Source organism: Kitasatospora papulosa, assembly GCF_000717245.1.
GTDB classification, from domain to species: domain Bacteria; phylum Actinomycetota; class Actinomycetes; order Streptomycetales; family Streptomycetaceae; genus Streptomyces; species Streptomyces papulosus.
On sequence record NZ_JNYQ01000008.1, the window covers coordinates 1 to 26,376 of the forward strand.

Annotated in this window: 17 protein-coding genes and 2 pseudogenes; 13 read left to right on the forward strand and 6 right to left on the reverse strand. The window is 71.2% G+C overall.

Translation table 11 applies throughout. The annotated features are described in order from the left end of the window. On the reverse strand, positions 1 to 1,002 hold a 1,002-nt coding region (locus tag IA22_RS0121300; protein WP_030124503.1), incomplete at its 3' end, for a glycoside hydrolase family 16 protein. 527 nt (positions 1,003 to 1,529) lie between these two features. Between IA22_RS0121300 and IA22_RS0121305 the strand changes: the two genes are divergently transcribed. After that, positions 1,530 to 2,231 (forward strand): hypothetical protein, encoded by a 702-nt coding sequence (locus IA22_RS0121305; RefSeq protein ID WP_014152520.1) that lies wholly within the window; start codon positions 1,530 to 1,532, stop codon positions 2,229 to 2,231. 50 nt (positions 2,232 to 2,281) lie between these two features. Here IA22_RS0121305 and IA22_RS0121310 read toward each other — a convergent pair whose 3' ends face one another. Next, the gene (locus IA22_RS0121310; protein WP_030124505.1) at positions 2,282 to 3,898 is read right to left on the reverse strand and encodes a sensor histidine kinase; all 1,617 of its coding nucleotides are present in this window, start codon (positions 3,896 to 3,898) and stop codon (positions 2,282 to 2,284) included. 102 nt (positions 3,899 to 4,000) lie between these two features. On the opposite strand from IA22_RS0121310, the gene IA22_RS34205 reads away from it, so the two are divergent. Then, positions 4,001 to 4,819: a response regulator gene (locus IA22_RS34205; protein WP_030124506.1), complete on the forward strand. Its 819-nt coding sequence runs from the start codon at positions 4,001 to 4,003 to the stop codon at positions 4,817 to 4,819. A gap of 71 nt (positions 4,820 to 4,890) precedes the next feature. On the opposite strand, the pseudogene IA22_RS34210 reads toward IA22_RS34205, so the two are convergent. Both IA22_RS34210 and IA22_RS0121325 read right to left on the reverse strand, forming a co-directional pair. Beyond that, positions 4,891 to 8,836: pseudogene (locus IA22_RS34210) on the reverse strand (glycoside hydrolase family 2 TIM barrel-domain containing protein). A gap of 462 nt (positions 8,837 to 9,298) precedes the next feature. Further along, a complete protein-coding gene (locus IA22_RS0121325) occupies positions 9,299 to 10,339 on the reverse strand; it encodes an NAD(P)-dependent alcohol dehydrogenase (protein WP_014152524.1) in 1,041 nt (346 codons plus the stop codon). 170 nt (positions 10,340 to 10,509) lie between these two features. Here IA22_RS0121325 and IA22_RS0121330 point away from each other — a divergent pair, with 170 nt between their 5' ends. From IA22_RS0121330 to manD, 6 genes are all read left to right on the forward strand, one after another. Continuing rightward, positions 10,510 to 11,454, forward strand: coding sequence for an MmyB family transcriptional regulator (locus IA22_RS0121330; RefSeq protein WP_030124507.1), 945 nt, complete (start codon positions 10,510 to 10,512; stop codon positions 11,452 to 11,454). Positions 11,455 to 11,538: 84 nt separating this feature from the next. Beyond that, entirely contained in the window at positions 11,539 to 12,357 is an 819-nt protein-coding gene (locus tag IA22_RS0121335; RefSeq protein ID WP_015579982.1) for a FadR/GntR family transcriptional regulator, read from the forward strand. A gap of 202 nt (positions 12,358 to 12,559) precedes the next feature. Continuing rightward, positions 12,560 to 13,879: an ABC transporter substrate-binding protein gene (locus IA22_RS0121340; protein ID WP_030124508.1), complete on the forward strand. Its 1,320-nt coding sequence runs from the start codon at positions 12,560 to 12,562 to the stop codon at positions 13,877 to 13,879. Then, positions 13,879 to 14,838 (forward strand): carbohydrate ABC transporter permease, encoded by a 960-nt coding sequence (locus IA22_RS0121345; RefSeq protein ID WP_030124509.1) that lies wholly within the window; start codon positions 13,879 to 13,881, stop codon positions 14,836 to 14,838. The genes IA22_RS0121340 and IA22_RS0121345 overlap by 1 nt, the downstream gene beginning before the upstream one ends. Continuing rightward, positions 14,835 to 15,689, forward strand: coding sequence for a carbohydrate ABC transporter permease (locus IA22_RS0121350; protein ID WP_030124510.1), 855 nt, complete (start codon positions 14,835 to 14,837; stop codon positions 15,687 to 15,689). The genes IA22_RS0121345 and IA22_RS0121350 overlap by 4 nt, the downstream gene beginning before the upstream one ends. 38 nt (positions 15,690 to 15,727) lie before the next feature. Then, entirely contained in the window at positions 15,728 to 16,942 is a 1,215-nt protein-coding gene (gene manD / locus IA22_RS0121355) for a D-mannonate dehydratase ManD (RefSeq protein ID WP_014152530.1), read from the forward strand. Between the two features lie 105 nt (positions 16,943 to 17,047). Here manD and IA22_RS0121360 read toward each other — a convergent pair whose 3' ends face one another. Then, the gene (locus IA22_RS0121360; RefSeq protein WP_030124511.1) at positions 17,048 to 17,551 is read right to left on the reverse strand and encodes a metallophosphoesterase family protein; all 504 of its coding nucleotides are present in this window, start codon (positions 17,549 to 17,551) and stop codon (positions 17,048 to 17,050) included. Between the two features lie 386 nt (positions 17,552 to 17,937). Between IA22_RS0121360 and IA22_RS34215 the strand changes: the two are divergent. From IA22_RS34215 to IA22_RS0121380, 3 genes and pseudogenes are all read left to right on the forward strand, one after another. Continuing rightward, positions 17,938 to 20,349, forward strand: a pseudogene (locus IA22_RS34215) (SpoIIE family protein phosphatase). Positions 20,350 to 20,718: 369 nt separating this feature from the next. Beyond that, a complete protein-coding gene (locus IA22_RS0121375) occupies positions 20,719 to 21,198 on the forward strand; it encodes a DUF3618 domain-containing protein (protein ID WP_030124512.1) in 480 nt (159 codons plus the stop codon). Positions 21,199 to 21,535: 337 nt separating this feature from the next. After that, complete coding sequence (locus IA22_RS0121380; protein ID WP_245229595.1) at positions 21,536 to 22,849, forward strand: hypothetical protein; 1,314 nt, start codon at positions 21,536 to 21,538, stop codon at positions 22,847 to 22,849. Positions 22,850 to 22,900: 51 nt separating this feature from the next. On the opposite strand, the gene IA22_RS0121385 is transcribed toward IA22_RS0121380, so the two are convergent. Further along, positions 22,901 to 24,322 carry an MFS transporter gene (locus tag IA22_RS0121385; protein WP_014152535.1) on the reverse strand — a complete coding sequence of 474 codons (1,422 nt, stop codon included), beginning with the start codon at positions 24,320 to 24,322 and terminating at the stop codon, positions 22,901 to 22,903. A 322-nt stretch (positions 24,323 to 24,644) separates the two neighbouring features. Here IA22_RS0121385 and IA22_RS0121390 point away from each other — a divergent pair, with 322 nt between their 5' ends. Together IA22_RS0121390 and IA22_RS0121395 are read left to right on the forward strand one after the other, a co-directional pair. Next, positions 24,645 to 25,289, forward strand: a complete 645-nt coding sequence (locus IA22_RS0121390; RefSeq protein ID WP_030124514.1) for a dihydrofolate reductase family protein — start codon at positions 24,645 to 24,647, stop codon at positions 25,287 to 25,289. Positions 25,290 to 25,560: 271 nt separating this feature from the next. Continuing rightward, positions 25,561 to 26,283, forward strand: coding sequence for a helix-turn-helix domain-containing protein (locus IA22_RS0121395; RefSeq protein ID WP_014152537.1), 723 nt, complete (start codon positions 25,561 to 25,563; stop codon positions 26,281 to 26,283). The last annotated feature ends 93 nt before the right edge of the window (positions 26,284 to 26,376 follow it).

The window sequence follows — 26,376 nt, forward strand, 5'->3', positions numbered from 1 at the left end:
GGCCGTACCGTTGCAGTCGTACAACTGCACCGCCGTACCGTTCGCCACCGCACCCCCGGCCACATCCACACACTTCCCCGCCAGACCCGTGATGGGGCCTCCGCCGCCCGGCTGGCCGCTGTCGCTGCTGACCCGGACGTAGTCGACGAGGAGCTGCTGCGGGAAGACCGTGCTTCCGTCGGGGTCGCCGGGCCAGTACCCGCCGACCGCGAGGTTCAGGATGACGAAGAAGGGCTTGTCGAAGACCCACTGCCTCCCGCCGAGGTCGGCGGGGGTGCGGCGCTGGTAGACCGTGCCGTCGACGGACCAGGTGATGGCGTTCGGGCTCCAGTCGACCGCGAAGGTGTGGAACGCGTCGGCGAACGCCTGCCCGCCCGGCAGGGAGTATCCGGCGCCGATGCCCCCGCTGCCGGAGTAGCCGGGGCCGTGCAACGTGCCGTGCACGGTGCCCGGTTCGAAGCCGACGTTCTCCATGATGTCGATCTCACCGCTGTTGGGCCAGCCGACGCTGCCGATGTCGCTGCCCAGCATCCAGAAGGCGGGCCATATGCCCTGTCCGCGCGGGATCTTCATCCTGGCCTCGACACGGCCGTACGTGGTGCTGAACTTGCCGGAGGTGTTCAGCCGGGCGGAGGTGTACTCGCACCGCCCGTACCAGCACTGGTAGTTGCCCGGGTTCTCCTTGCGGGCGGTGATGACCAGGTGCCCCTGGCCGTCGAGGACGGCGTTGCGGTTGCCGGCGGTGTAGTACTGCCGCTCGTGGTTGTTGACGTTGTCGCCGGTCTCGATCTGCCACTTCGCACCGTTCACGGCCGAGCCCGCGGCGCCGTCGAACTCGTCGGAGAAGGTGACGGCGGCCGCTGCCGTCGTGCCGGCGGACTGCTCGGCCGCCGTGGTGACGGGGGTGGGCGCGCTCTGCGCCAGACCGGTCGACATGGTCGCGAGGCCGAGCGCCATGGCGAGGGACAGGATCAGGCGCCGAGGCAGGCGGGGGGATCTCATGCCTCTCCCTTCGGGGAGGGTGATGGACAGACATGGACATGTCATATCCGAGTGGGTCGTGCGGGGACCACACCGAGCCCTCTCCGCACGCCCCTGCCGGCAGGCAGGGGGGACGGCGGGCGGAGGGACTTAGTTCACTACGTGATTTAAGGAATGAAGGCCGAGCATGTCAAGGGCTTGGTATGGACCGGGACCGCGTACACCTCTTGGCGCCTCACGCCACGGCCGGCGCGCGGTCGGCCGGAATGCGGTCGCGGGGCCGGGGCCGGGATGCGACCGGCCCGGGCGGCTGCCTCGGTGTGCGCGGACGGGGGCGGCACGGATCTGTTCGGTGTGCGGCAATGGCCGTTCACGTCGTGGAGACTTGAGAGACTGGCGGCAGCCGCCGCCGGTGGAAGGCGTCAGCCGGCGCGCGGAGGCTGCGAGAGCTGCTCCGCGTCCCGCTGGAGCACCGGACCGAGGTCGACGAGGGGGCCACGATCAACACCGCCGAAACGGGCCGGCACCCGCTGGACTCCACCAGCGTGATGAACGCGAAGAGGACCGTCCTGGAGCTCCTCGGCCGCGCGGGCATGTTCCCGGGAGAGGCCGAGGAACTCGTCGCCCTCGTGGAGGCCGGGGCGATCGCCGGCGCGCACCACGAGATCGGGAAGCCGCGGGACGCCCCCGCCGGCAGCGGTGAGGCGTACGGCAGCGGCTGGCGTGACGGCGCGCTGGCCACGAGCGACGAACTCGGCCACGCCGCCGAGCGTGCCCTCGAACGTGCTCTCGGCCCGGCGCTGTCCGGATCGTCCGGGGCCGTCGCCCGGGACCGTCACCCGGTGGGGAGGGTGGACGTGGAACGTGCGAAGGTCGCCGTGATACCGCTCTACCTCGAGTTCAGCGACCTGTCGGAGCTCGACCCCGAGGTCTCCGACGAGGTCCTGACCGCAGTGCTCGGCACGATGAACGTCGTGGGCCGGGTCGGGTACGCCGGACAGCTCGAACAGTTCACCGCCTCCGGCCGGGAGCGTCTGGCCCGGCTGTACGCCCACTACGGGCCACGCGGCCACATCGCCGTACACGGCCGCTACTCCCTCCTCCACTCCCCCACGAGCATCGCCGTCCTCGAACGGCTGGCCGCCGCCGGGCCGGCGCTCCGGGCGGAGTGGGAGCACGCCGAACTGCCCCCGGCCTGGCTGGACGGTCTGGCCACCGCCTGGGAGGCGTCGGAGGCACCGCCGGCCTGAGACCCGCCATCTCTCCGCCCGGGAGGAGGGACCGGAGCGGGCGCCGGCGTTCAGCTCACGGCGCCGGTGGCGGACGCCTCCTGGCGGGCGGAGGGGAGGCTGAAGACGAAGCGGGTGCCGGGAGTGTGGGCGGTGTCGAGGCCGATGGTGCCACCGTGGTACTCCACGATCTTCTTGCAGAGCGCGAGACCGATGCCGTTGCCCGGATAGGTGTCACGGGTGTGGAGGCGCTGGAAGATCACGAAGATGCGCTCGGCGTACTCCGGGCCGATCCCGATGCCGTTGTCGCTCACCGCGAACTCCCAGCGGGGTCCGGAACCCTCGGCACCGTCCGCGAAGTCCTCCTGCTCGCGGGCGCCGAGGTGGATACGGGGCACCTCGCCCGGGGTGCGGAACTTGATGGCGTTGGAGATCAGGTTCTGCAGCAGCACCCCGAGCTGGGTCGGATCGCCGTGGACCGCGGGAAGGGGGTCGTGGGTGATGACCGCGCCGCTCTCCTCGATCACCATGCCGAGGGAGTTGGTGGTGCGGCGCAGGACGGCCTCGATGCTCACGTCGGTGTCCTCGGCGTGCAGACGGCCGACACGGGAGAAGTCCAGGAGATCACCGATGAGGGTCTGCATCCGGTTCGCACCGTCGACCGCGAAGGAGATGTACTGCTTGGCGCGGTCGTCGAGCTGATCCGCGTAGCGGCGTTCCAGCAACTGGCAGAAACTGGCGACCTTGCGCAGCGGCTCCTGCAGGTCGTGCGAGGCCACGTAGGCGAACTGTTCCAGCTCCTCGTTGGACCGGCGCAGCTCCGTGGCCTGCTCGTCGAGCCGGGCGCGGGCGCGGTCGGTGAACTCCAGCTCCCCGGCCAGTCGGCGCCGCATCCCGTCCACGTCCCTCGCCAGCGCCCGCAGGTCGGCGGGACCGGAGGAGGTGATGGTGTGCCCGAACCGGCCGTCCGCGACCTGCCGGACATCCGTGCGGAGCCGGTCCAGCGGTAGCTGGACGCCCCTGCGCAGGCCCGCGAAGGCGAGTGCGATGACCGCGAGGACGACGCAGGCGATGGCGGTGAACGCCGTGTTGCGCAGCGTGCGCGCCGCCTGCAGGTCGTCGCGCGCGCGGTCCCGCTCGGCCTCGATGTGGTTCTGCTGCTCGGTCAGCGAGGCGCGGAGGGCGTCGAAGGCGGACTTCCCCGACTCGGTGCGCTGCCGGGCGGAGGCGGTGGGTTCGGCAGCCTCGCTGACGGGACGTGCCGTGGTGGTCTGCCAGCGCTCGGAGTCCTCGCGCACCCGGGTCAGGTCGGCGGTCGCCCGCTCGTCGCCCTCGGTCAGACGCGCCAGCTCCCGTGCCGCCGCTCTCTCCTGGGCGACGCCGTCCTGGTACGGCTCGAGGAATTCACGCTTCCCCGTCATGCCGTATCCGCGGATCCCGGTCTCCTGGTTGATGAGCGCGCTCTCCATCCGCACGGAGGCGATGAGTGCGGGCGACCACCGGTCGGTGAGCCTCTTGTTGACGTCCGTGGCGTGGGCGAGGACCCAGCCCCCGCCCGCGGTCAGGACGAGCAGGAGCACCAGTACCGCCCCGGAGCCGGCGCCCAGCCAGCCGCGGGTGGTCCAGCCGCCGCCGGCGGACCCGGGCGCGCGGGTGGCCGAGGCCTGCTGAACGGTGTCGGTCTCCACGTCGTCCGCCCTCCCTGCCCGGCGGCGTACCGGGCGGCGTCACCCTACCTCCGGGGACAACCGTGGTTGTCGACGGGGTCCCCCGGCGTCTACGGTGCACCCATGGCAGTGGAGACCCCGGCGAGCTCCGAGCAGGAGGAGCTGGCCGAACGCGCACGACAGGCCGTCGCCGAGGCCGCCCGGAAGCTCGTCCTCGGCGCCCCCGGGCCGCAGGACGGCCAGGAGGATCCGGACGCCCCGCGGAGCGACGCCCTGGCGTCCCTGCGTGCCCTCGCCCACCTGAGCAGGGCCGTGGAGGAGTGCGCGACCCTGGCCGCCCGCGCCGCGGCCCAGGAGGGCGCGGGCTACCCGCAGCTGGGAAGAGCCTGGGGGGTCAGCCGCCAGGGGGCCCGCAAGCGCTGGCCCGGCCTCGTCTTCACCGCACGCCCCGCATCACGACCGCTACCCCACGACCAGACCCGGAGCTCGCTCATGAACGGCCTCGCCCCCCGCACGTACACCGTCCTGCTCGTCGAGGACGACATGGCCGACGCCATGCTGATCGAGGAGGCGCTGACGGAGCACGGGATGGCCAGGGGCATCCAGCGGGCCGACGACGGGGTCGCGGCGCTCGAGTACCTCCGCGACCCGCACACCGACCGGCCGGACCTGATCGTCCTGGACCTGAACATGCCGCGTATGAACGGCCGCGAGCTGCTGAACGTCCTCAAGAAGGACACCGCGCTGTCCAGCATCCCGATCGTCGTGCTGACCACGTCGGCGGCGCCGGACGACGTCGAGGACGCCTACCGTCAGCACGCCAACGCCTATGTCACGAAGCCGGTCAACCTCGACGAGTTCATGCAGACCGTCCAGAGCATCGACTCCTTCTTCCTCGACACCGCCACGACGCTTCCGCCGCACCCGGGCGACGAGGCCTGAAGCACGCGGGGCCGAGGGCGCGCGTGCGGCCTCCCACGTCCGGAAGGCCGCCCGCGTCGTTCCCGGGCTTCCTACTCCGTCGCCGTCGGCCGCCTCGACGCCGCCGTCGCGTTGTCCAGGCCGTTCAGCGGGCGCAGCCGGTAGGTGTAGGCGTAGTCCTGGTCCGCGAACAGCTTGTACTCGTCGTGCGTGTGGGCGCCCCAGCTGTCGTCACCGCCCACTCCCATCTGCCGGTGGTTCAGGCGCAGTACGACGTCCTTCCGCGGAGTCAACTGGTAGTCGTGGCGCGCGCCCGCCGACAGGTCCTCGGGGGTGAAGTACGAGGCGTTGACCTCGAGCAGCGGTTCGCCCGTGGCGAGCAGCCCCCTGCCTGCGCCGTCCGTCAGCGCCACCCAGCGGACATCCGTCCTGTTGCCGTTCTCCTGCGGGCGGACGTAAGGGGTCCACTGCTCGGCGACGGTGGCGGAGTGGAGGCCCACATCGGTGCCGTTGTTGCGGTCCCAGTGGTTCTCCTCCGGGCCGCGGCCGTAGTAGTGCACATGACTGAGACGGCCGGGCAGCAGGAGCAGCGAACCGATCTCCGGGATGTACGGGAGGCCGGACGCACCCGGGTGCAGGGTGTGGTCGACCTTGATCTCGCCGTTGCCGAAGACCGTGTACGTGGTGGTGTACGCCGACTCCGTGGTGGTGGGCAGGGTGCCGCTGACGGCGATCTCGACGGCCCGGTCGCGCAGTTCACGGACCTCGAATCCCGTCACCTTGCGATCGCTGCCCGCGTGCCGCCAGGTGCCGTTCCGGGCGGGCTGACCGTTGCCGATGTCGTTCTCGGTGGGGGCCCGCCAGTAGTTGGGGGCGGGACCCGAGATGATCAGTCGTTCGCCGCCCGCCTCCCAGGAGGTGATGAGGCCGGTCCTCCTGTCGATCTGCACGGAGAAGTCGTGGCCGGTCACCGTGACCGAGCCGTCGTCGTCCCGGCGGCTGAGCGTCCGTACGGAGTCCAGCGGCCGGGGCTTCACGGCCGGGCTGCCGGCGTCGAGCGGGAGTTGCTGCCGGGCGACCTCGAATCCGGGCTCGGCCCACTTCGTGGCCTCCCTGGTGGTGAACGACAGCTCGAGGAAGTACTCGGTGCCCGGAGCGGGGCGGTCGGGCAGGGTGAAGGGGACCGTGATGCCCTTGCTGGACAGGGGGGGCGATGTCGAGCTGGGCGCGGGTCAGCCTTCCGCGCCGCACCGCCTTGCCGTCGGCGACGACGGTCCAGTCGGCGTCGAGTTCACGGAGGTTGGTGAACAGGTACTCGTTGGTGACGGTGAAGCGGCGCGGGTCACCTCCGCCGTCCGCCGTCACATCGATCGCCTGGAGGATCCGTTTGATCTCCGCGGCCTTGCCTGTGTGCCCGCGGTCCGCCAGGACGATGCCGTCGGCACTGAAACTGCCGTCGTTCGGGTTGTCGCCGAAGTCGCCGCCGTAGGCGCGGAACGTCGGCTCCGGGGGCCGGACCTCTTCGAGGCCGACGGTGGCGGCGTCGAACCACAGCCGCACGCCCTCGTCGCCGGGGCCGCGTGAGCCGGACGCGAGTTCGGCCGCGGTCAGGGCCCGGGCGTAGACGTGCGCCCGCCGGACGGTGCCGCTGAACTCGCGGGTAGGGCGGTCCGCGTCGGTGGCGAGGGCGACGGGCGCGTTGTTGCTGTCGGGGCGCTGGGCGGCGGTCCTGGTGGCCTTGGCCTCGCCGTCGACGTAGAGGGTCAGGGTGGCCGCCGCCGCGTCGAAGACGCCTGCGACGTGGTGCTCGGTGCCGGTCCAGTTCTGCGGCAGCGCCCAGCTCGCGGTGGTCCACCGGCCGGCGGCGTGGACGAAGAACTCCAGGCTGCCGTCCGTCTGCTTCAGCGCGTACTGGGTGTCGCCCTTGGCGAGGATGGGCTGGTGACGGCCGGTCACCTTCTGCGTGATCCAGGCCTCCAGGGTCAGTGAACCGGTGATGTCCAGGCCGGCGTCGTCCCGGAAGACCGTGCCCCCGGAGACCCCCTTGTCACGGTCGAAACGGCCACTGGGAGCGAGGAGCTCGCCGGTCACCTCACCGGGGCCGGTCTCGGTGAAGAGCGTGCGCGTCGGTGTCGGCCAGGTGAGCGCCTGGTCGGCGAAGTCCCAGATCCAGCCGCCCTGCAGCACGTCGTGGGCGCGGATGACGTCCCAGTACTTCTTGAAGTTCCCGCTGGAGTTGCCCATCGCGTGGGAGTACTCGATCAGGACGAAGGGCCGGGTGTCGCCGGTGTCCTCGGCGCGCTGCTCGACCTGGTCCGGCTTGGTGTACATCTCCGAGCGGACGTCACTGAGGGCGGGCCGGTCGTCGCCCTCGTACTGGATGACCCGCGTGGGATCGTACGCACGGATCCAGTCGTGCATGGCGACGAAGGCGGAGCCGGTGCCGGCTTCGTTGCCGAGCGACCAGATGACGGCGGAGGCGTGGTTCTTGTCGCGGTGGACCATGTTCCTGGCGCGGGCCACGCACGCCTCGGTCCAGTCGGCGTGGTTTCCGGGGTAGCTGTCGCGGATGCCGTGGGTCTCGAGGTTGGTCTCGTCCACGAGGTACAGGCCGTACTCGTCCGCCAGTTCCAGCCAGAGCGGGTTGTTGGGGTAGTGGGAGGTGCGGACGGTGTTCATGTTCAGCCGCTTGACGACCCCGATGTCCTCCACCATGTCCGCACGGGTGAGCGACATGCCCCGGTCGGGGTGCATCTCGTGCCGGTTCGTGCCACGCAGGGACACGGGCTTGCCGTTGATGCGCATCAGGCCGTCGACGATCGCGAACTCGCGGAAGCCCACCCGGTGCGACAGTGTCTCGGTCACCTTGCCGGCGGGGTCGCGCAACCGCAGTACGGCGGTGTACAGGTTCGGGTGCTCGGCGGACCACAGTGCGGGTTTCGGGACGGCCTTGGAGGCGCGCACGGTCACGTCGTCACCGGCCCGGGCGGCACCGAGGCCGGCGGTCTGCCGCAGCGGCCGGGACCAGACGGGGTGTCCGGCGGCGTCGTAGAGCTGGGTCTCGACGGTGTACTCCCCCTTCCCCGGCGGGTTGTCGCCGTAGGCTCGCACGGAGGCGGTGACGGACAGCTCGGCTGCCGTCCAGCCGTCGCTGAGCGGGGTGTCGAGCTTGAAGTCCCGCAGATGGACGGTGGGGGTGGAGAAGAGGTGGACCGAGCGGAAGATCCCGCTCAGCCTGATCATGTCCTGGTCCTCCATCCAGTCACCGTCGGAGAAGCGGTAGACCTCCACGGCGATCTGGTTGCGGCCCGGCCGCAGATGCGGGGTGATGTCGTACTCGGCGGAGGTGTAGGAGTCCTCCCGATAGCCGACCGGCACCCCGTTGATCCACACGTAGTGTGCGGACTTGACCCCTTCGAAGTGCAGGAAGACCCGCCGACCGTCCCAGCTCCGCGGCACGGTGAAGGTGCGGCGGTACTGGCCGACGGGGTTGTACCGGGTGGGCGCGTACGGCGGCTGCGCCTCCTCGCCCAGCCCGTTGGGTCCGGCCCAGGGATACGTGATGTTGGAGTAGATCGGGAAGTCGTAGCCGTGCAGCTGCCAGCACGACGGCACCGGGACGGTGTCCCAGGAACGGTCGTCGAGGTCGGTGCGGTGGAAGTCGGGGTCCCGGTCGTCGGGACAGTCCGCGTAGGCGAACTTCCACGTCCCGTCGAGGTCGAGCCGCCACGGGGACCGTGTCCGGTCACCGGTCAGGGCCGCGTCCACGTCCGCGTACGGCATGAGTGTGGTGTGGGGCGGCTCCGAACCGATGTCGAAGATCGCGATGTTGTTGTTCCACTCCGGATGGCCGTCGGCCGTGGGACCCCAGCCGGCGGAGGCGGGATCGGCGTGTGCCGTCGCTCCGGCGGACACGACGGCCGGGAGGGCGGAGAGGGCGAGCGCGCCGAAACCCGCCGCACCGCCCTCCAGGATCCGGCGACGGCTGACACTCCGGGACGGGTGGACCGGCTGGTGGGGGGAGGACGGGTGCTGCATGGCTGAGGACCCCTCGGGATGACCGTGCCGCGTGCGTCGGTGCGGCGCGTGGGCGTGTCGTGTTCCGTGCGGTGCCGTCGGTGTACCGGGCGTGATCTCAGGGACCGGACCTGCCCCGGTGGCCGCGTGCGCCCGTCCGGCCGTGTCCGCCGCCCTGCCCGGCGCTCCTGGTTCTCATGTCAATGCGGCTCCTCGTGGGGAAGTTGCCTCTTCGTCACGTTCGAGATCTCGTCATGCGTCCGAAATCCTGCCGAGACGGTAGTGACGCGTGATGCGGGGTGTCAACGGTCGTGCACGGCGGGTGTTCCCCACGGGTCCGCCACGACGCCGACGGGGGCGCCGGCGCCGTGGACGCGGCCCGCGCGGCGGAGGGCGCCGGAGCACGCCGACAGGCCGGCCCGGTCGTACCGGGCCGGCCTGTCAGGGAAGCGGTCGCACCGCCCGGCAGGCGGGCGGGGAGCGTCAGATGGTCGCGGCGTCGATCACGAAGCGGTACCGGACGTCGCTGTTCAGCACACGCTCGTAGGCCTCGTTGATCTCGGACGCGCCGATCAGTTCGATCTCGGCGCCGAATCCGTGCTCGGCGCAGAAGTCCAGCATGTCCTGGGTCTCCTGGATGCCGCCGATGCCGGAACCCGAGAGGGACTTCCGTCCGCCGATCAGGGAGAAGAGGTTGACGGAGATGGGCTCCTCGGGGGCGCCGACGTTCACCAGCGCACCGTCCGTCTTGAGGAGGGAGAGGTAGGCACCGAAGTCCAGCGGCGCGGACACCGTGGACAGGATGATGTCGAACGTGCCGCGAAGGGTCTCGAAGGTCTTCGGGTCACTGGTGGCGTAGTAGTGGTCGGCTCCGAGCTTCAGGCCGTCCTCCTGCTTGCGCAGGGACTGCGAGAGGACGGTCACCTCGGCACCCAGGGCGTGCGCGATCTTGACGCCCATGTGACCGAGGCCGCCCATGCCGACGACTGCGACCTTCTTGCCGGGTCCGGCGTTCCAGTGCTTCAGCGGGGAGTACGTGGTGATGCCCGCGCAGAGCAGCGGCGCGGCCTCGTCCAGGGCCAGGCCGTCGGGGATGCGGAGGGTGTACTTCTCGTCCACGACGATGTGCGTGGAGTAACCGCCGTAGGTGGGGTCACCGTTCTTGTCGAGGGCGTTGTAGGTGCCGGTGTTGCCCTTGGCGCAGTACTGCTCGAGGCCTGCCTTGCAGTTGTCGCACTCCCGGCAGGAGTCGACCATGCAGCCGACACCCACACGGTCGCCCACGGCGAACTTGGTGACGCCGGAACCGGTCTCCGTGACGACGCCGGCGATCTCGTGGCCGGGGACCATCGGGAAGATGCCCTCGCCCCAGCCGTCCCGGGCCTGGTGGATGTCGGAGTGGCAGATGCCGGCGAACTTGATGTCGATCAGGACGTCGAACTCGCCGACCGCCCGACGCTCGACGGTGGTGCGCTCCAGCGGAGCCTTCGCCGAGGGGGCGGCGTACGCGGCGACAGTGGTCATGCGGAATTCTCCTAAGGAGGGGTCCTGCGCCCGGCAGCCTTCGGTCCGGGCACGTCCTCCAGCCTGCCCCACCTCGCGGTGTTCACCCAGGCCACGGTTGTGCCTACGACCAGTGGTCCTACTACTGGCGGGGTCAGGATGGTGTGCGTACGACCGTGGATACTGGACACATGGAGGAACAGCCTGTGACCGAGGGGCACCCCGTCGGTGATCCCCGTCCCGGCGGGAACGCGGGACCCGCTCTGGACCGGCGCGCCGAGCTCAGCGAGTTCCTGCGCAGCCGCCGTGCCCGTCTGAAGCCGGAGGACGTGGGCCTGCCGGACTTCGGCCGGCACCGCCGGGTCCCGGGGCTGCGCCGCGAGGAGCTGGCCCAGCTGGCCGGGGTGTCCGTGGCGTACTACACACGTCTCGAGCAGGGCAACGGCCAGAACGTCTCCGGGGAGGTGCTGGCCGCGATCGCGTCCGCGCTGAGGCTGACGGACGCGGAACAGGCCCATCTCAGTCATCTGGCGAAGCCGAAGCGGCACCGGAAGAAGCCGTCGGCACGGCAGCAGCGGGTGCGCGAGGCCCTGTCCCGGCTGCTCGACACCATGGACGGAGTCCCGGCGTACGTCGTGGGGCGGCGTTCGGAGATCCTGGCCTGGAACCGTATGGCCGCCGCGGTCTTCGGCGACTGGTCCCAGCTGCAGCCGCCGGAGCGGAACTGGGCGCGGCTGGTGTTCCTGGACCCGGAGTACCGGGAGCTGTTCGTGGAGTGGGACCAGAAGGCGTCGGACATCGTCAGCTATCTGCGGATGGACGCGGGCTGCCACCCGGACGACCCCCGCCTCTCCGCACTGGTCGGTGAACTGTCCGTGAAGAGCGATGAGTTCCGGCGGCTGTGGGCCAGGCACGACGTCAAGGAGAAGAGCCACGGCGTGAAGCGTCTGCACCACCCGCTGGTGGGTGAGCTGGCACTCGGGTTCGAGACATTCACCCTGCCCGACGACGCGGAGCAGTCGGTGGTCGCCTATCACGCGGAGCCGGGCTCCGCGTCCGCCGAGGCGCTCCGGCTGCTCGCGAGCTGGGGTACGGACGCCACCAGGGCGGGCACGTCCGCCTCCGGCAGGCAGTAACCCCGGCCGCCGGGCGACGCACGGGTGCGGTCCGGCGGTCCGATCGCCCGTGTACGGCCTGCGACCAGCCTGTACGCTGCGGGGATGCAGTCGCCCGGCTCCTCCCCCTCCTCCGCGCGGTCCGGTCGGGCCGCCGCCCCCGCCCAGCGCGGGCTCCTGACGGAACGGATCGCGCGGGAACTCGAGCACGACATCCGCTCCGGTGAGATCCCCGTCGGGACGAAGCTCCCTTCGGAGCGGGAGCTGGCCGCCCAGTTCGGCGCCAGCAGGAACGTCGTGCGGGAGGTCCTGCGGCGTCTCGAGGCGCAGCTCCTGATCGAGGTGGCACCGGGCCGCGGTTCCTTCGTACGTGAGCAGACGCCGGGTCAGGCCAGGGGGTACGACGCCCTGTACCGGGCGGGCCGGCCCACCGTCCGGCAGCTGATCGAAGCGCGGCTGCCGCTCGAGGTGGAGACCGTGCGACTGGCGACGGAGCATGCCACGGACGCGGACATCGAGGTGTTGAGGTCCGCGCGGGACACCCTCGAGTCGGCGACGGACGTCGTCGTCAAGGCGCGGGCCGACATGGCCTTTCACGACGCCATCGCCGAGGCGAGCGGGAATCCCGTTCTGCGGATCATGCTCTCCTCGATCAGCGGGATGATGTTCGAGATGATGCTGCGCTCCAACTCCGATCCGTCCATCGGCGAACCGGGCGTTCCGCACCACCCCGAGATCTTCGAGGCGATCGAGGCGCGCGACGCGGACCTGGCCGGTGAGCGGATGCGGGAGCACCTGATGCTCGGCCTGCGCACCTACGGCAAGGATCTCGACATCCAGGTCGACGTCATGGCGCGCAACCACATCGAGGCGCTGCTGGACGAGACGGGGAACCGGCACGGCGCCGGCGGCACGGGCCAGTAGCAGCCCCTCCCCCGCGTCCCGGAGGTCGGGGCTCGCGCGGAACCGGTCCCGCGCAGGGGCTGTTCGGTCCGCTTCTCTCCTGCTAACGTCCCTCTGGTCCAACTGGTCCTACCAGTTGGACCAACCGAGCCGGGACTCCCCCGGAGACGTCAGGTCCCGGGGGAGCACGAACGCACGACAGCGCAGAGAGACGAGGACGACGATGTCCACGAGCAGCCAGCTCCTCAGCCGGCGCTCCTTCGGCAGGCTGGCGGCAGGAGTCGCGGGAGCCGTCGGGACGGGGGCGCTCACCGCGTGTACGACCGGGGGCGGCAGGCCCTCCGCCGACACCCCGTTGCGGATCATGGCGATCAACCACGTGTGGTCGCAGGCGATCCGGCGCAGGACCGAGGAGTTCGAGGAACTCATCGGCCGACGGGTCTCCATGACCCTGCTCACCGCGGACCAGCTGGCGAGCAGCTACAACGTGAAGCTGAACGCATCGGGCACGGACGTGGACGTCATGATGGTCCGCGCGCTCCAGGAGCAGCTGCTCTTCGCGCACAACGGCTGGCTGGCCGACCTGAGCGACCGCGTCGCGCAGGACGAGGAGTTCGCCTGGCCGGACTTCCAGAAGGCCCCGCGCGACGCCTCCGTCTCGGGAGGCAGGGTACTGAGCGTTCCCGTGGTGACCGAGCGTCCGGCGCTGTACTACCGCAAGGACCTCGTGGAGGACCACGGCGGACCGCCGCCCACCCTCGAGCAGCTGATGGCGACCGCCCAGGAGCTCACGGACAAGAGGAAGGGCTTCTACGGCTTCGTGGGCAGGGGCCAGCGCAGTGGCGCCGTGTCCCAGTGGTCCAGCTTCCTCTACTCCCACGGCGGGGACTTCGTCGTCGGGGGCAGGTCGGGCATCGGTACGCCCGAGGCCCTGGCGGCGTACGAGTACTACGGCCGGCTGCTGGCGAGGACGGGCCCGCCCGGTGCCACCAACATGAGCCTCGAACAGGCCATGCCGATCTTCGCCCAGGGCAAGGCCGCCTTCTACGTCGACGCCGACGCGATCTACAGCAGTTTCCTGGATCCCCAGGTGTCGACCGTGCGCGAGACCGTCGGCTTCGCCCCCTTCCCGGCCGGACCGGCCGGAGCCCGGCCGCACAACATCCCGTCCTGGAGTCTCGGCATCAGCACGTTCAGTCTGCTGCGCGACGACGCCTGGGAGTTCATCAGGTGGGCCGCCGGCCCCGAGATGACCGCGGAGCTCCAGAGGGACGGCATCCCCGGCGCTCGCACCTCGGTGTGGTCGGACCCGCGCTCGCTGGCTTCCTTCCCGCCGGATCTCGCCGAGGCCATGCGGCTCAACGCGGAACGGGGCCTCGGCTACGACCGGCCGCGTGTCCTGCAGGTCGGCCGGGCCCGCGACATCGTCGGGCGGCCGCTGGTCGCGGGCATCCTCGGCAACGACGTACGGCCCGTGGCCCGTGACGCCGACGCGGAGTTCGCCGGCTTCCTCGTCCGCGACAACCGCCACAAGGAGTCCTGATGTCCACCACCGAGGTCTCCCCGGCGCGCCCCGCCGCCGCGTCAGAGGGCGGACCGGCCCCCGCGCGCCGCCCCCGTACCTTCGAACAGGCCAACAGGAGGCTCAAGTGGGCGATGCTCACCCCGGCCCTGCTGTTCGTCGGCCTGATGATCGTCTTCCCGCTGGTCTACACCGTCGACCTCAGCCTGACCGACGCCTTCGGCGCGGTGAACGCGGGCAAGGGGTACGTCGGCCTGCAGAACTTCGCCGACGCTCTCGGTGACACCCGCCGGTTCTGGCCTGCGGCGCGACGCACCCTGGTCTTCACGGTCGGAGCGGTGATCCTGGAGACGGTCCTCGGTCTCGCGCTGGCGATGCTGATGCGCAAGCCGTTCCGGGGCATGCGGTGGGTGCGCACCGTCCTGATCATCCCGCTGCTCACCACACCGGTCGCGATCGGCATCCTCTGGCTGCTGATACTGGATCCCACCAACGGCATAGCCAACCATCTGCTCGCCGGGATCGGGCTGCCCCGCCAGGAGTTCCTCGGATCGGTCGGCCAGTCGCTGCCCACCCTCATGCTCATCGACGTCTGGCAGTGGACGCCCATGATGACGCTGCTGCTGCTCGCCGGGCTCACGACACTGCCCGAGGAGCCCGAGGAGGCGGCGCGCGTCGACGGGGCCAACGGCTGGCAGAGGTTCCGGCACATCGTGCTCCCCATGCTCGGTCCGACGCTCGCGACGGCCCTGGTGCTGCGCGCCGTGGACGCCCTCAAGACCTTCGACATCCTCTACGCCACCAAGGGGGCGGGCGGCGGCTCCGACTTCGAGGTGGAGACCCTGAACGTCTACGCCTACGGGCTCACCTTCGACTACCAGGAGTACGGCCTGGCCGCCGCCGTCCTGGTCCTGTTCACCCTCTTCATCATCGGCGTCGTGGTGCTGCTGCGCCGCCGGGGCGGAAGGAAGACCGCATGAGCGCCACCGTCTCCCCCGTGCCCGCCGCGGCACGCCTGCGACGGCGCACAGCCGGATCGTGGCTGCGCGGCATCACCATCGGCGTCGTGACGCTCGTCTTCGCGCTCCCGCTGGTGTGGATGTTCGCAGCCGCGTTCAAGACCAACGTGCAGGTGACCGATCCGTCCGTGGGGCTGTGGTTCAGCCCCACCCTCGAGAACTTCAGGAACATCGTCGAGGCGGGGCAGATCCTGCGGTCGATGGGGAACTCGCTCCTGGTCGGCGTGGTCTCCACCGTGCTCTCCGCGGTGATCGCGGTCCCCGCCGCGTGGGCGGTCGGGCGGTTCGGCATGCACCGCACGGGATCGCTGATCCTGGTGGCCCGCATCGTGCCGGCGATCTCGCTGCTCGTCCCCTGGTACTACCTCTTCGCGCAGATGGGCCTCGTCGGCTCCTACACCGTCCTGACCCTCAGTCAGATGTTCGTCTCCGTGCCGCTCATCATGTGGATCATGATCAGCTTCTTCGCCGGTCTGCCGGTCGAGCTGGAGGAGGCCGCGCGCACCGACGGGCTGAGCGCCTTCGGCGCGTTCCGGCGCATCGCGCTGCCCCTGGCGGCGCCCGGCACGGCGACCGCCTCCCTGCTCGCCTTCGTCTTCAGCTGGAACAACTTCATGTTCGCGCTGATCTTCGCCGACGACCGGACCCAGACCGTTCCGGTGACCCTCTTCAACTTCATCTCGTACGCGAGCACCGACTGGGGCGGTCTGATGGCCGCCGCGACGCTCATCACCGTCCCCGTCGTGCTGGCCGCCGTCCTCGGCCAGAAGTACCTGGTCGCCGGCCTGACCTCCGGCGCCACCAAGGGCTGACCGGCCCCTCCCCCACCGCATCCGGAAGAAAGAACTCCATGAAGATTGTCGACGCGAAGGTCCTCGTCACCAGCCCGGGCCGCAACTTCGTCACCCTCAAACTGACGACCGACGAGGGTCTCACCGGTCTCGGCGACGCCACGCTCAACGGCCGGGAACTGGCCGTGGTCAGCTATCTCGAGGACCATGTGGTGCCCCTCCTGCTGGGGCTCGACCCGCACCGGATCGAGGACACCTGGCAGTCCCTGTACCGCGGTGCCTACTGGCGGCGGGGGCCGGTCACGATGGCCGCGATCGCCGCGGTCGACGTCGCCCTGTGGGACATCAAGGCGAAGGCCGCGGGCCTCCCGCTCTACCAGCTCCTCGGCGGCGCGAGCCGGGACCGCGTCGGGACCTACGGCCACGCCAACGGGCGTGACATCCCCGAACTGCTCGACTCGGTGCGTGCGCGGCTCGCCGAGGGCTACCCCGCCGTCCGCGTCCAGTCCGGCATCCCCGGGCTCAAGGCCGTGTACGGCGTGTCGAGCACGGCCGACGACGGTTCACCCGTGCTGCACCAGCAGGCCAGGCCGCTGGTGGAGGACTGGGACACCGACGCCTATCTCCGTCACATGCCGGACGTACTGGAGGCGGTGCGTGCCGAGTTCGGCCCCGAGCTCCCTCTCCTGCACGACGCCCACCACCGGCTCACCCCCGTCCAGGCGGCCCGCCTCGGCAAGGAGCTGGAGCCGTACCACCTCTTCTGGCTCGAGGACTGCACCCCCGCGGAGAACCAGGAGGCCCTGCGCACGGTGCGCCGCCACACCACCACGCCGCTGGCCGTCGGCGAGGTCTTCAACACGGTGTACGACTACCAGGGCCTGATCACCGAGCAGTTGATCGACTACGTCCGCTCGGCCGTGACCCACTTCGGAGGGGTCACCCCCCTGCGCAAGCTCTTCGACTTCGCGGCGCAGTACCAGATCAAGAGCGCGATACACGGTCCGGAGGACATCTCCCCGGTGGGCATGGCGGCCGCTGTCCACCTCGACCTCGCCGTACACAACTTCGGGATCCAGGAGTACTCGGGCCACACCCCGCTCACCGAGGAGGTCTTCCGCCACGCCTACACGTTCGAGGACGGACACCTGCACCCGGGCGAGGCGCCGGGGATCGGTGTGGACCTCGACGAGGAACTGGCGGCCGCGCACCCCTACGAGGCGGCCTACCTCCCGGTCAACCGGCTGCACGACGGGTCGGTCCACGACTGGTGACCCGCCCCGGTGCGGGGCCCGCCCTGCGGCATCGGTGCCCCGCACCCCGCCCGCGCCTCCTGCGACCGGGGCACACGAGGGCCGCCGGGAAGACGGGCCGCTTCGTCACGTACGGGGCGGAATCCGGTGCAGGCGCACGTCGGTGAGCCGGGCGTCCGCCACCTGGGCGGTCATGTACGTACGGTACGGCTGACGCCGCCGGTCGGTCGGCGAGCCGGGATTGAGCAGTCTCAGTCCGCCGGGAGCGGTGGTGTCCCAGGGGATGTGGCTGTGTCCGAACACCAGGACGTCGAGGTCGGGAAAGCGGTCCGCACACCGCTTCTCCCGCCCCCGCGTCGCCCCTGTCTCGTGCACGACGCCGAAGCGCAGTCCTCCGCACTCCACGCGTGCGACCTCGGGAAGCCTGGACCGCAGCCCGGGACCGTCGTTGTTGCCGTACACACCCACGAGACGGCGCGCACGCGTCTCGAACAGGTCCAGGGTCGCCACGTCCACCCAGTCACCGGCGTGCAGGACGACATCGGCCGTGTCCATCTCCTCGATGAGGGACGGGGGCAGTTCCCTGGCCCGCTCGGGCAGGTGGGTGTCCGAAGTCAGCAGCAGTCGCACGCGCGCACTCCCGGTCGGTGGATTCGGCGGCCGGCGTCCCGTGCCGGCTCATGATTCTCCGTCCGCGTGCCGGACGGTCGCCACACGGGGAGGCGCACGGGGGAGCTGGACACCTGCTGACATCGCCGAGCTCTGTGACCTGCTCGGCGATCCGTTCGAGGTGGTCCGCGGTGACACGTTCTTCGACCTGATGGACCGGGCGGGCCGCCGCACGTGACGGAGCGCTGGTGCGGCGCGGGCGGGAAGGCCGTCGGCCGGCCGGGGATCCGCCGTGGGCGGTCCGCACCCGCCTCCGGGCGATGGACCGCTCCGGCGAGGCGTCCGCGGTTGTGCCGACTCCGGGGACGGCGGATTCTGGAGGAGATGAACGGGGCTGGTCCGGCGCCATGACTGCTGGGAACACGGAGCGGAGTGCCGACTTCCGTGGTCCCCTCGACGTCACCTGGGCGGCCACGGTGGTCGTGGACGCCCAGGACACCGTCATCGGGTGGAGCCCGGCGGCGACGCGTCTCCTGGGCCACCCGGCGCACGAGATCGTCGGAAGACCGCTGGGGATGTTCCTGTCACCCGGTCCCCCCGGGTCCACGCCTCCTCTCACCACTCCGTTCCGGGGGAACGAGGTGCGCGTCGCCCGCCATCGCGACGGACACGAGCTGATCGTCGCGGCGACGGTGTGTCCTCTCCCGGGGGCGGGCACGGCGGCGCGCGTCCTCGTCATGACGGAGCTGCAGGATCTGCGGCAGTGGGAGTCACGGCTCGCGCTGCTGCACGGACTGACCACCCGGTCACCCGTCGGTCTGGCCATCTATGACAACGATCTGCGCCTGACCTGGTGCAACGCGGCGTTCGAGGACGAGATCGGGCGTCCGCTCGCGGAGTTCCGCGGCACCCGGGCCGATGAGCTGTACCTCGACGGACACTTTGTCACCCAGGGGCACCCGCCCACACTCGACGCGGTCCTACGGCACGTACTGGACACCGGGGAGTCGTTTCTGGACCTGCACTTCCAGGGCCGGCCACCGAGCGACCCGGAGACGGACCACCTCTGGTCCTGCGCCTACTACCGGCTCCAGGACCCGGACGGGCACGTGTTCGGAGTCTGCGAGGACACCTTCGACATCTCGGACCGTTTCAAGGCCCAGCGGCGGCTGGCCCTCCTCGTCGAGGCGGGCCGCGGCATCGGAACCGCCCTCGATGTGCTGGCCGCGGCCGAGACCATCCCCGAGGTGGCCGTACCGGAATTCGCCACCACCGTCACGGTGGACCTGTCCGAGGCGGTGCTGGAGGGCGAGATGCCCGCCCCTGGTGACGCGGCGGCCATGTCCCTGATCCGGGTCGCCCGGCGCTCGGCGGCGGACGTCGGGCGACGGCCGGCTCCTGCTCCGGTGGCGGACCGGCCACCCGTGCGGTACCCGGCCGGTTCGCCGCAGGACCGCTGCCTCTCCTCCGGCGGGCTGGTGCTCGACGAAACGACCCTGGTCGTACCTCTTCGGGCGGGGAACAGCTCGCTGGGACTCGTGACGTTCGTACGCGGCGTCCGCTCGGCCGTCTTCGACGGCGGGGAGGTGGCGCTCGCGGACGAGCTGGCCGCACGGACGGCGGTGTCCATCGACAACGCCCGCCGCTTCACCCGCGAACGTGCCGCCTCCCTCGTCCTCCAGCGCCAGTTGCTGCCGCGGCACGTGCCCGAGTAGTCCGCGGTCGACGTGGCCTACCGCTACCTGCCCACCGATGCCATGACCGGGGTCGGCGGCGACTGGTTCGACGTCATCCCCCTGTCCGGGACCCGGGTCGGACTGGTGGTCGGTGACGTCGTCGGGCACGGTCTGCAGGCGGCCGCCACGATGGGACGACTGCGCACGACCGTACGGGCGTTCGCCCAGATGGACCTGGATCCCGTCGAACTCTTGTCACGGCTCGACGATCTGGTGCGGCAGTCGGCGGAGGAGCAGTGGGGCGGGGCGGGCTCGGCGGACGGGGCCCACTTCGACGTGACCACCGGGGCGACCTGTCTCTACGCGGTCTACGACCCGGTCTCCCGCCGCTGCGTCATGGCCAGGGCCGGGCACCTTCCGCCTGCCGTCGTGCCACCGCGGGGCGAGCCCTCCTTCCCGGACCTGCCGGCCGGCCCGCCGCTGGGGCTCGGCGGACTGCCGTTCGAGCCCCTGGAGATGGAGCTCCCGGCGGGCAGTCTGCTGGCGCTGTTCACGGACGGCTTGGTCGAGTCCCGCGACCGGGACATCGATCACGGGCTGGACATCCTGGGACACGTTCTCGGGGACGACCGCCGGACGGCGCTCGGAGAACTGTGCGACCGGGCGGTGGAAGAACTCCTGCCGAACGGCCCGGCGGCCGACGACACCGCTCTGCTGCTCGTCCGCACGCGCGAGCTGGGCGCTTCGCAGGTGGCCGAGTGGGAGTTGGACGCGGAGATGGTCGCACCGGGCCACGCCCGGGAACTGACCACCGCACAGCTGCACCGCTGGGGTCTCGACGAGTTGTCGTTCGCCACCGAGCTCGTCGTCAGCGAGCTGGTGACCAACGCCGTCCGGTACGCCGAGGGGCCTCTCCACGTGCGCCTCATCCGTGATCGCACCCTGCTGTGCGAGATCGCGGACACCGGCCACACCTCACCCCACCTGCGCCACAGCGGCGAGGACGACGAGGGCGGGCGCGGCCTCTTCATCGTGGCCCAGCTCGTCCAGAGGTGGGGGACGCGGTACACCCGCTCCGGCAAGACCCTCTGGACCGAACAGGCCCTTCCCGCCGACCACCGACCGCTGACCGCTGACCGCTGACCGCCGACCCCAAGTCTGCCGACCGGCGGTCCGCAGGGCTGGAGGACGGGGTCCCAGGAGCACCTGGCGTACCCGGTCCGTCCGTGCGGAGGTGTCACCTCCCGACGGGGTGGGTGCGAGCGGGGTTCGGGGGTAGTCGAGCCGGTACAACGGCAAAGACGGCTCCGTACGGACGAGCTGCAACGGGACGGACGGTGGCCGCTTCGTCGCCGCCGCCGGCATCGGGTCCTGACGACCCGGGCTCCGATCGCGGCCACGCGTCGCGGCTCCCGCGCCGGTGCCGCCGGACGGGGCCGGCACCCGCTCACCCGAGCCGACCGTCGACAGTGTCGAGGCCGATCAGGCCGAGACCGAGGAAAGGGCATGACGATGAAGGAAGAATCCCGGGCCGACATAGGCACCCCGGTCCCCGACGCCTCCAGCACAGACGAGCTGCGTGAACAGGCCGAGCGCACCCGTGACGAACTCGGGAGGACGGCCGAGGCCCTGGGTGCCAAGGCCGACGTCAAGGCGCAGGCGAAGGAGAAGTCGGCCGCTGCCAGGAAGCAGGCCTCGGAGAAGGCTTCCCTGGTGGCGGATCAGATCCGTGAGAAGGCGGAGCAGGCCACCGAGCGCGTGAAGGACAGGACACCCGACCCGGTCCTGGAGAAGACGGCCCAGGCCGCCGCGCAGGTGCGGGAGACCGCGAGCAGGGCCGGACAGTACGCGGCGGACAAGACGCCCGATCCCGTCCTGGAGAAGGCCGGGCGAGCGACGTCGATCGCACGGGCCAACCGCAAGCCGCTCCTGGCGGGCGGTGCCCTGCTCGCCGTCGTCCTGCTGGTGCGCCGCGCCAGGGGACGCCGGTGAGGGCATCCTTCGTCGCCCCTCCCGGCGACGGGGGACCTGACGGGCCGCCGGCCGGCTGACCGTCCCGTCGCCGGGCCTGCTCCACCGTGGGCGGGCAGCGGCTCGGACGGTCGTCGGCGGTGGCGGCCGGGACCTGTCGCCAGGACGGCGACGGACCCGGCCGCCAGGGCGTCCCGCCCGGGTCCGCGTCCTTCCTCGTCGCCGGTGGACACCGGGCATCGGCCCACGGGGCGAGCCGGGCAGAAACCCCCTGCATGCGGACATATGACTGCCTCTCAGCAGGCGGCCCGGCAGAGCGACCGCAGAGGTCTGCCGCCCTATGGGTACGGTGCTGTCCATGCAGATCAACGGGGCGAAGCAACAACGAGGGCACGTACTTCTGATCGCGGGGGACAGCGCCACCCGGCGCCGCACGGTCCAGGTGCTCCCGTCGAAGAACCTCGCGGCGCTGTCCATGGTCCCCGTCTCCGCCCTGCTGGGCAGCAACGTGCCGAGCGACACCACGTATCTCGACGGCATCCACGACCAGAACGCCCTTCAGGTAAGACTGCGCACGGCCGCCGCGACCCCCGGCCCGCTGCTCGTCTACCTCTCCGGCCGGCTCACCACCGACCGTCGGGGACAACAGCTCTACCTCGCCCTCTCCAGGACCACGGCCTCCACCGCCCGCTACACCGCGCTCCCCTGGGAATGGCTGGGCACGGAACTGCGGACCCGCCCCCAGGGGCTCACCACGGTGGTCTTCGACCTGGCGGCGGACAAGGCCGCCTGGCCTCTTCTGCGGGAGTACGGGACGCTGCCCGCCTCGACGGCGGCCGAGGTGTACGGCGTCGTCACCCCGCCCGGGTTCGCCGGGGACGAGGGGGTGAGCTCGTACACCAGGCACTGGATCGAGCAACTGCGTCACGCCCCGGAGCGGCCGTCGAACTCCCGGCTGCACGCACTGACCGTGGCGTCCGCCGCTCTGCCTCCGGGGGCACTCGTCCTCCCCGGCATCAGGGAGATCACGGCGCCGGGATACGCCTTCGGCCATCCGGCGACGGACCGGCCTCAGGGCAGGACGGACGGCCCCGCCCCCCAGCCGGTGGTTCCCCGGCCCGCCCACGAGCCGGGTGGCGGCCGCGGGGCGGGGCCGGCTCCGCGGACCGGCACCGTCGTCGTGCCGCAGACCGATGCCGCGCCGTCGACTCAGCCGCCGCCCGCCCACCCGGTCTTCGTGGCGCAGGACCCCCGTCCCCACATCCACGCCCTCGCGCAGTCGGGCCGGCACACGGAGGCCGCCCAGATGGCACAGATGTGGGAGCAGTACATCCTGCAGACCGACGGCTTCGACTCGCCGAAGGCCACCGAGTGGGTGGAGATCCGGGCCGACCTCGCGAAGATGTCCGGCAACTTCCTGCTCGCGACGCAGCTCTGGGTCGGTGCCGGACGGACCAGGCTCGTGCACCAGTCACCAGACGCCCCGGAAGTCCTCTCCGCGGCCCGGAGCGCCCACTACTGCTGGACCCAGCTGCAGGACGCGGCCCGGGCGCGGGAGTGCGGCCCGGAACTGATCAGCCTGCTGCGGGCGCTCCCCTCGCTCGACCGCAGGCACCTGACGGTGGCGCAGCAGCGTCTGGAGTTCCTGCACGACACACCGGACGGGAGCTGACCGCACGTCGGCCACCGTCCGGTCGGCCCCCGCCGAGGCAGCAGGTCCGCGTCAGACGGACGGGGCCTCGGTGCGGGCGGGGGCTGCCGGGACCTCGCCCTCGTCAAGAGCTACGTCCTTCGTCTCCTTGCCGATGAGGAGGGCGGTCAGGGTGAGGACGCCCATCACGGAGAGGTAGACGCCGACCAGCCAGGGGGAGCCGTCGCCGGCCTCCCAGAGGGCGACCGCGACGAACGGGGCGACGGCCGCGCCGAGAATGGAACTGACGTTGTAGGCGATGCCGGAGCCCGTGTAGCGGACGCTGGTCGGGAAGAGCTCCGGGAGCATCGCGCCCATCGGACCGAACGTCGTACCCATCAGGGTGAAGCCGAGGACGAGCCACAGGACGACGCCGAGCGTTCCCAGGTCGATCAGGGGCACCCAGACCAGGCCGAAGACGATGATGCCCACGGTGACCCAGGCGAGGGTCTTGCGGCGGCCGTACTTGTCCGCGAGCGGACCGGAGATCAGGGTGAACGCGGCGAAGAAGACCACACCGAAGATCATCATCAGGACGAACGTGGTGTAGCTGTAACCGAGGCCTGGCACGTCCGCGTCCTCGGCGGTGCGGCCGTAGCTCAGCGAGAACGTCGTCATCAGGTAGAAGAGGACGTACGTCGCCAGCATCGCGAAGCTGCCCAGGACCAGTTGCGTCCAGTGGTGACGGAAGACGGTGGCCAGCGGCAGCTTGCGGACCTTGCCGGTCTCCTGCGTCTTCGCGAAGACCTGGGACTCGACCAGGCGCATGCGCACCCACAGACCGATCGCGACCATCACCGCCGAGAACAGGAACGGGATCCGCCAGCCCCAGCTCAGGAAGGCGTCCGAGGGCTGGGAGGGGTCGGCGCCGGCCGCGGAGGGCAGCAGCGCGCCGATGACCAGGAAGAGTCCGTTGCCGATGATGAACCCGAGCGGGGCGCCCAACTGCGGGAACGTGCCCCACAGCGCGCGCTTCCCGGCGGGTGCGTTCTCGGTGGCCACGAGGGCCGCGCCGCTCCACTCGCCGCCGAGCGCGAAGCCTTGGGCGAGTCGCATCAGCACCAGGAGCGCCGTGGCGACCCAGCCGGCTTGCGCGTACGTCGGCAGGACGCCGATCAGGAAGGTGGCGATGCCCATCGTGAGCAGCGAGGCCACCAGTGTGCCCTTGCGGCCGAGACGGTCGCCGAGGTGGCCGAAGACGATGGCGCCGATCGGGCGGGCGACCATGGCCGCGCCGAACACCGCGAAGGAGGAGAGCAGGGCCGTGGTCGGGTCGCTGCTCGGGAAGAAGAGCTTCGGGAAGACCAGGACCGCGGCGGTCGCGTAGACGTAGAAGTCGTAGAACTCGATCGTCGTGCCGATGAGGCTGGCGATCAGGACGCGGGACCGCGAGTTGCCGGGAGCGGCCTGGGAGTGCGACGGGGCCTGGGCCGGCCCGGTGGTGGGAGCGTACATCTCTGGGACTTTCCCACGAGGGCGTAGTGCGGCCGTCGACGTAGGGGCGCCGGCGGTCCCGCGGGCGGTGCAGGTCCCCCTCGTGGCAAGGCCGCGCGACCCGTGCGGGCCCGGTAACGCTCTCACGCATCTCACGGACCGGTTACATCGCGTCCATCATTTGAGATACTTCACCCGTCGAGAGGCGGGCGCGGGCACTGCGTTCGGGTGCGGTCCAGCGGTGTCGCGCTTCCCTGGAGCCGAGCGCGGCCATGATGGGGACCGTCCGGATGACCGCTCCTCGGTTCGCCATCACATCGCTTCGACGACAGGATTTCACGCAATGTCCCGCGTGCGCGTCCACAACTTCTCCGTCTCCGTCGACGGATTCGCCACCGGTGAAGGGCAGAGCCCCGACGCCCCGTTCGGCCACGCCGGCACACGGCTCCACGAATGGTTCTTCCCGACCAGGACCTTCCAGCGGATGCTGGGCAAGCCGGGCGGGAGCACCGGGGCCGATGACGCCATCGCGAGCACCTGGGAGGCCGGCGTCGGAGCGGAGATCATGGGCCGCAACAAGTTCGGCCCTCTGCGCGGGCCGTGGGAGAACGACGACTGGAAGGGCTGGTGGGGGCCCAATCCGCCCTTCCACACCCCGGTGTTCGTCCTGACCCACCACCCCCGCCCCTCGGTGGAGATGGAGGGCGGCACCACGTTCCACTTCATCGACGCCACACCGCAGGAGGCCCTCCGTCAGGCCCGCGAGGCCGCGGGCGGCCTGGACGTGCGGATCGGTGGCGGGCCGTCCACGGTCCGCGAGTTCCTCGCGGAAGACCTCGTCGATCATCTGCACGTCGCCGTCGTCCCGATCGTCCTGGGCCGTGGCGAGCGCCTGTGGGACGGGCTCGAAGGGCTCGAGAAGCGCTTCAGGGCCGAGTCCGTGACGACCCCCGGCGGCGTCACGCACATGACCTTCACCCGGCCGTAGCGGCGACCGCCCGCACAGGTGGAGACGGCGTCCCGCCCCGCACGCTCCGACGGCGGACAGGGCGAGCATCCCCCTCCAGGGACAGCGTCAGCGGCCGGCCCCACCGGGCCCCGGAGCCTTCCCGCGCTCCTCCCGTCCCACGGGTAGCGGGGTCCGATGTGCCGTGGGTCACGTTCACGCGTGGCGGGGTGTGCCCCTGCTGTGAAGGTCGGGCATTCTCTCTCGGCGGCCGTGCGAAGGGGTACGGCCCGGTGGACCGGCTGGGGGAGAGATGTCGCGACACGCAGGCGGGGAGCAGGAGCGGGGAACGGACCGCGGGAGAGGCGTGATCGAGGGGGCGTTCGCGCTCCTGGAGGCGTTGCGCCGGTGCGGCGGGGAGGCAGGGCTCACCGAGATCGCTGCGGCCTGCGCCCTGCCCAAGGGGAGCGCGCACCGGCTGCTGGAGCAGTTGCTGCTGGTGGGAGCGGTGGAGCGGCGGGGCAGCCGCTACCGCGTCGGCTCGCAGCTCTACCGTCTCGGGCAGGCGTGGGAGCCGCACCCGGGCTTACGGGTGGCGGCCCGTCACCCGCTGCACCGGCTGCGGGCGGCCACCGGGGCGAGCGCCCTGCTGACCGTCCTGCACGACGGCCGGGCACTCACCGTGGCATCCGTGCCGGGTGAGGCGGAGCCGCTGGTGCCGGTGCGGAACGGGATGAGTTTCCTGCTGGACACCGCGGCGGGCCAGGTGCTGAGCGGTCGGGGCCGGGCCGGTTCCGGGGGCCGGCTGCCGGGGGCGGTGCTGGAGTGCGCGGAGGTGATGGACGGGGTGTGCTGCGCGGCGCTGCCGGTGCGAGGGCGGGACGACCGGACCCTTGCCGCGATCGCCGTCATGACGTTGTCCGCCCAGGGACTGCAGCGAGCGGCCCAGGAGGCGGCCCGGGCGGCCGCGGCCGTCACCGCCGCCCTCGTCCGGGCCGGCGCCCCGCCCCGTCTGCCTCCCGTCCTGCACTACTGACGCATCGCCGGGTACGGAGCTCCTGACGCGGTCCGTCCCTCTCCGCGCGCCGGTTCCGCTCAGCGGAACGCGCGTAGAACGGCGCACGGCGGT

What these genes read in the sequence shown, in the direction of transcription:
- IA22_RS0121305 (WP_014152520.1), top strand. Translation starts at nt 1,530, where the DNA reads ATGAACGCGAAGAGGACCGTCCTGGAGCTCCTCGGCCGCGCGGGCATG.
- IA22_RS34205 (WP_030124506.1), top strand. Translation starts at nt 4,001, where the DNA reads ATGGCAGTGGAGACCCCGGCGAGCTCCGAGCAGGAGGAGCTGGCCGAA.
- IA22_RS0121325 (WP_014152524.1), bottom strand. Translation starts at nt 10,339, where the DNA reads ATGACCACTGTCGCCGCGTACGCCGCCCCCTCGGCGAAGGCTCCGCTG.
- IA22_RS0121330 (WP_030124507.1), top strand. Translation starts at nt 10,510, where the DNA reads ATGGAGGAACAGCCTGTGACCGAGGGGCACCCCGTCGGTGATCCCCGT.
- IA22_RS0121335 (WP_015579982.1), top strand. Translation starts at nt 11,539, where the DNA reads ATGCAGTCGCCCGGCTCCTCCCCCTCCTCCGCGCGGTCCGGTCGGGCC.
- IA22_RS0121340 (WP_030124508.1), top strand. Translation starts at nt 12,560, where the DNA reads ATGTCCACGAGCAGCCAGCTCCTCAGCCGGCGCTCCTTCGGCAGGCTG.
- IA22_RS0121345 (WP_030124509.1), top strand. Translation starts at nt 13,879, where the DNA reads ATGTCCACCACCGAGGTCTCCCCGGCGCGCCCCGCCGCCGCGTCAGAG.
- IA22_RS0121350 (WP_030124510.1), top strand. Translation starts at nt 14,835, where the DNA reads ATGAGCGCCACCGTCTCCCCCGTGCCCGCCGCGGCACGCCTGCGACGG.
- manD (WP_014152530.1), top strand. Translation starts at nt 15,728, where the DNA reads ATGAAGATTGTCGACGCGAAGGTCCTCGTCACCAGCCCGGGCCGCAAC.
- IA22_RS0121375 (WP_030124512.1), top strand. Translation starts at nt 20,719, where the DNA reads ATGAAGGAAGAATCCCGGGCCGACATAGGCACCCCGGTCCCCGACGCC.
- IA22_RS0121380 (WP_245229595.1), top strand. Translation starts at nt 21,536, where the DNA reads ATGCAGATCAACGGGGCGAAGCAACAACGAGGGCACGTACTTCTGATC.
- IA22_RS0121385 (WP_014152535.1), bottom strand. Translation starts at nt 24,322, where the DNA reads ATGTACGCTCCCACCACCGGGCCGGCCCAGGCCCCGTCGCACTCCCAG.
- IA22_RS0121390 (WP_030124514.1), top strand. Translation starts at nt 24,645, where the DNA reads ATGTCCCGCGTGCGCGTCCACAACTTCTCCGTCTCCGTCGACGGATTC.
- IA22_RS0121395 (WP_014152537.1), top strand. Translation starts at nt 25,561, where the DNA reads ATGTCGCGACACGCAGGCGGGGAGCAGGAGCGGGGAACGGACCGCGGG.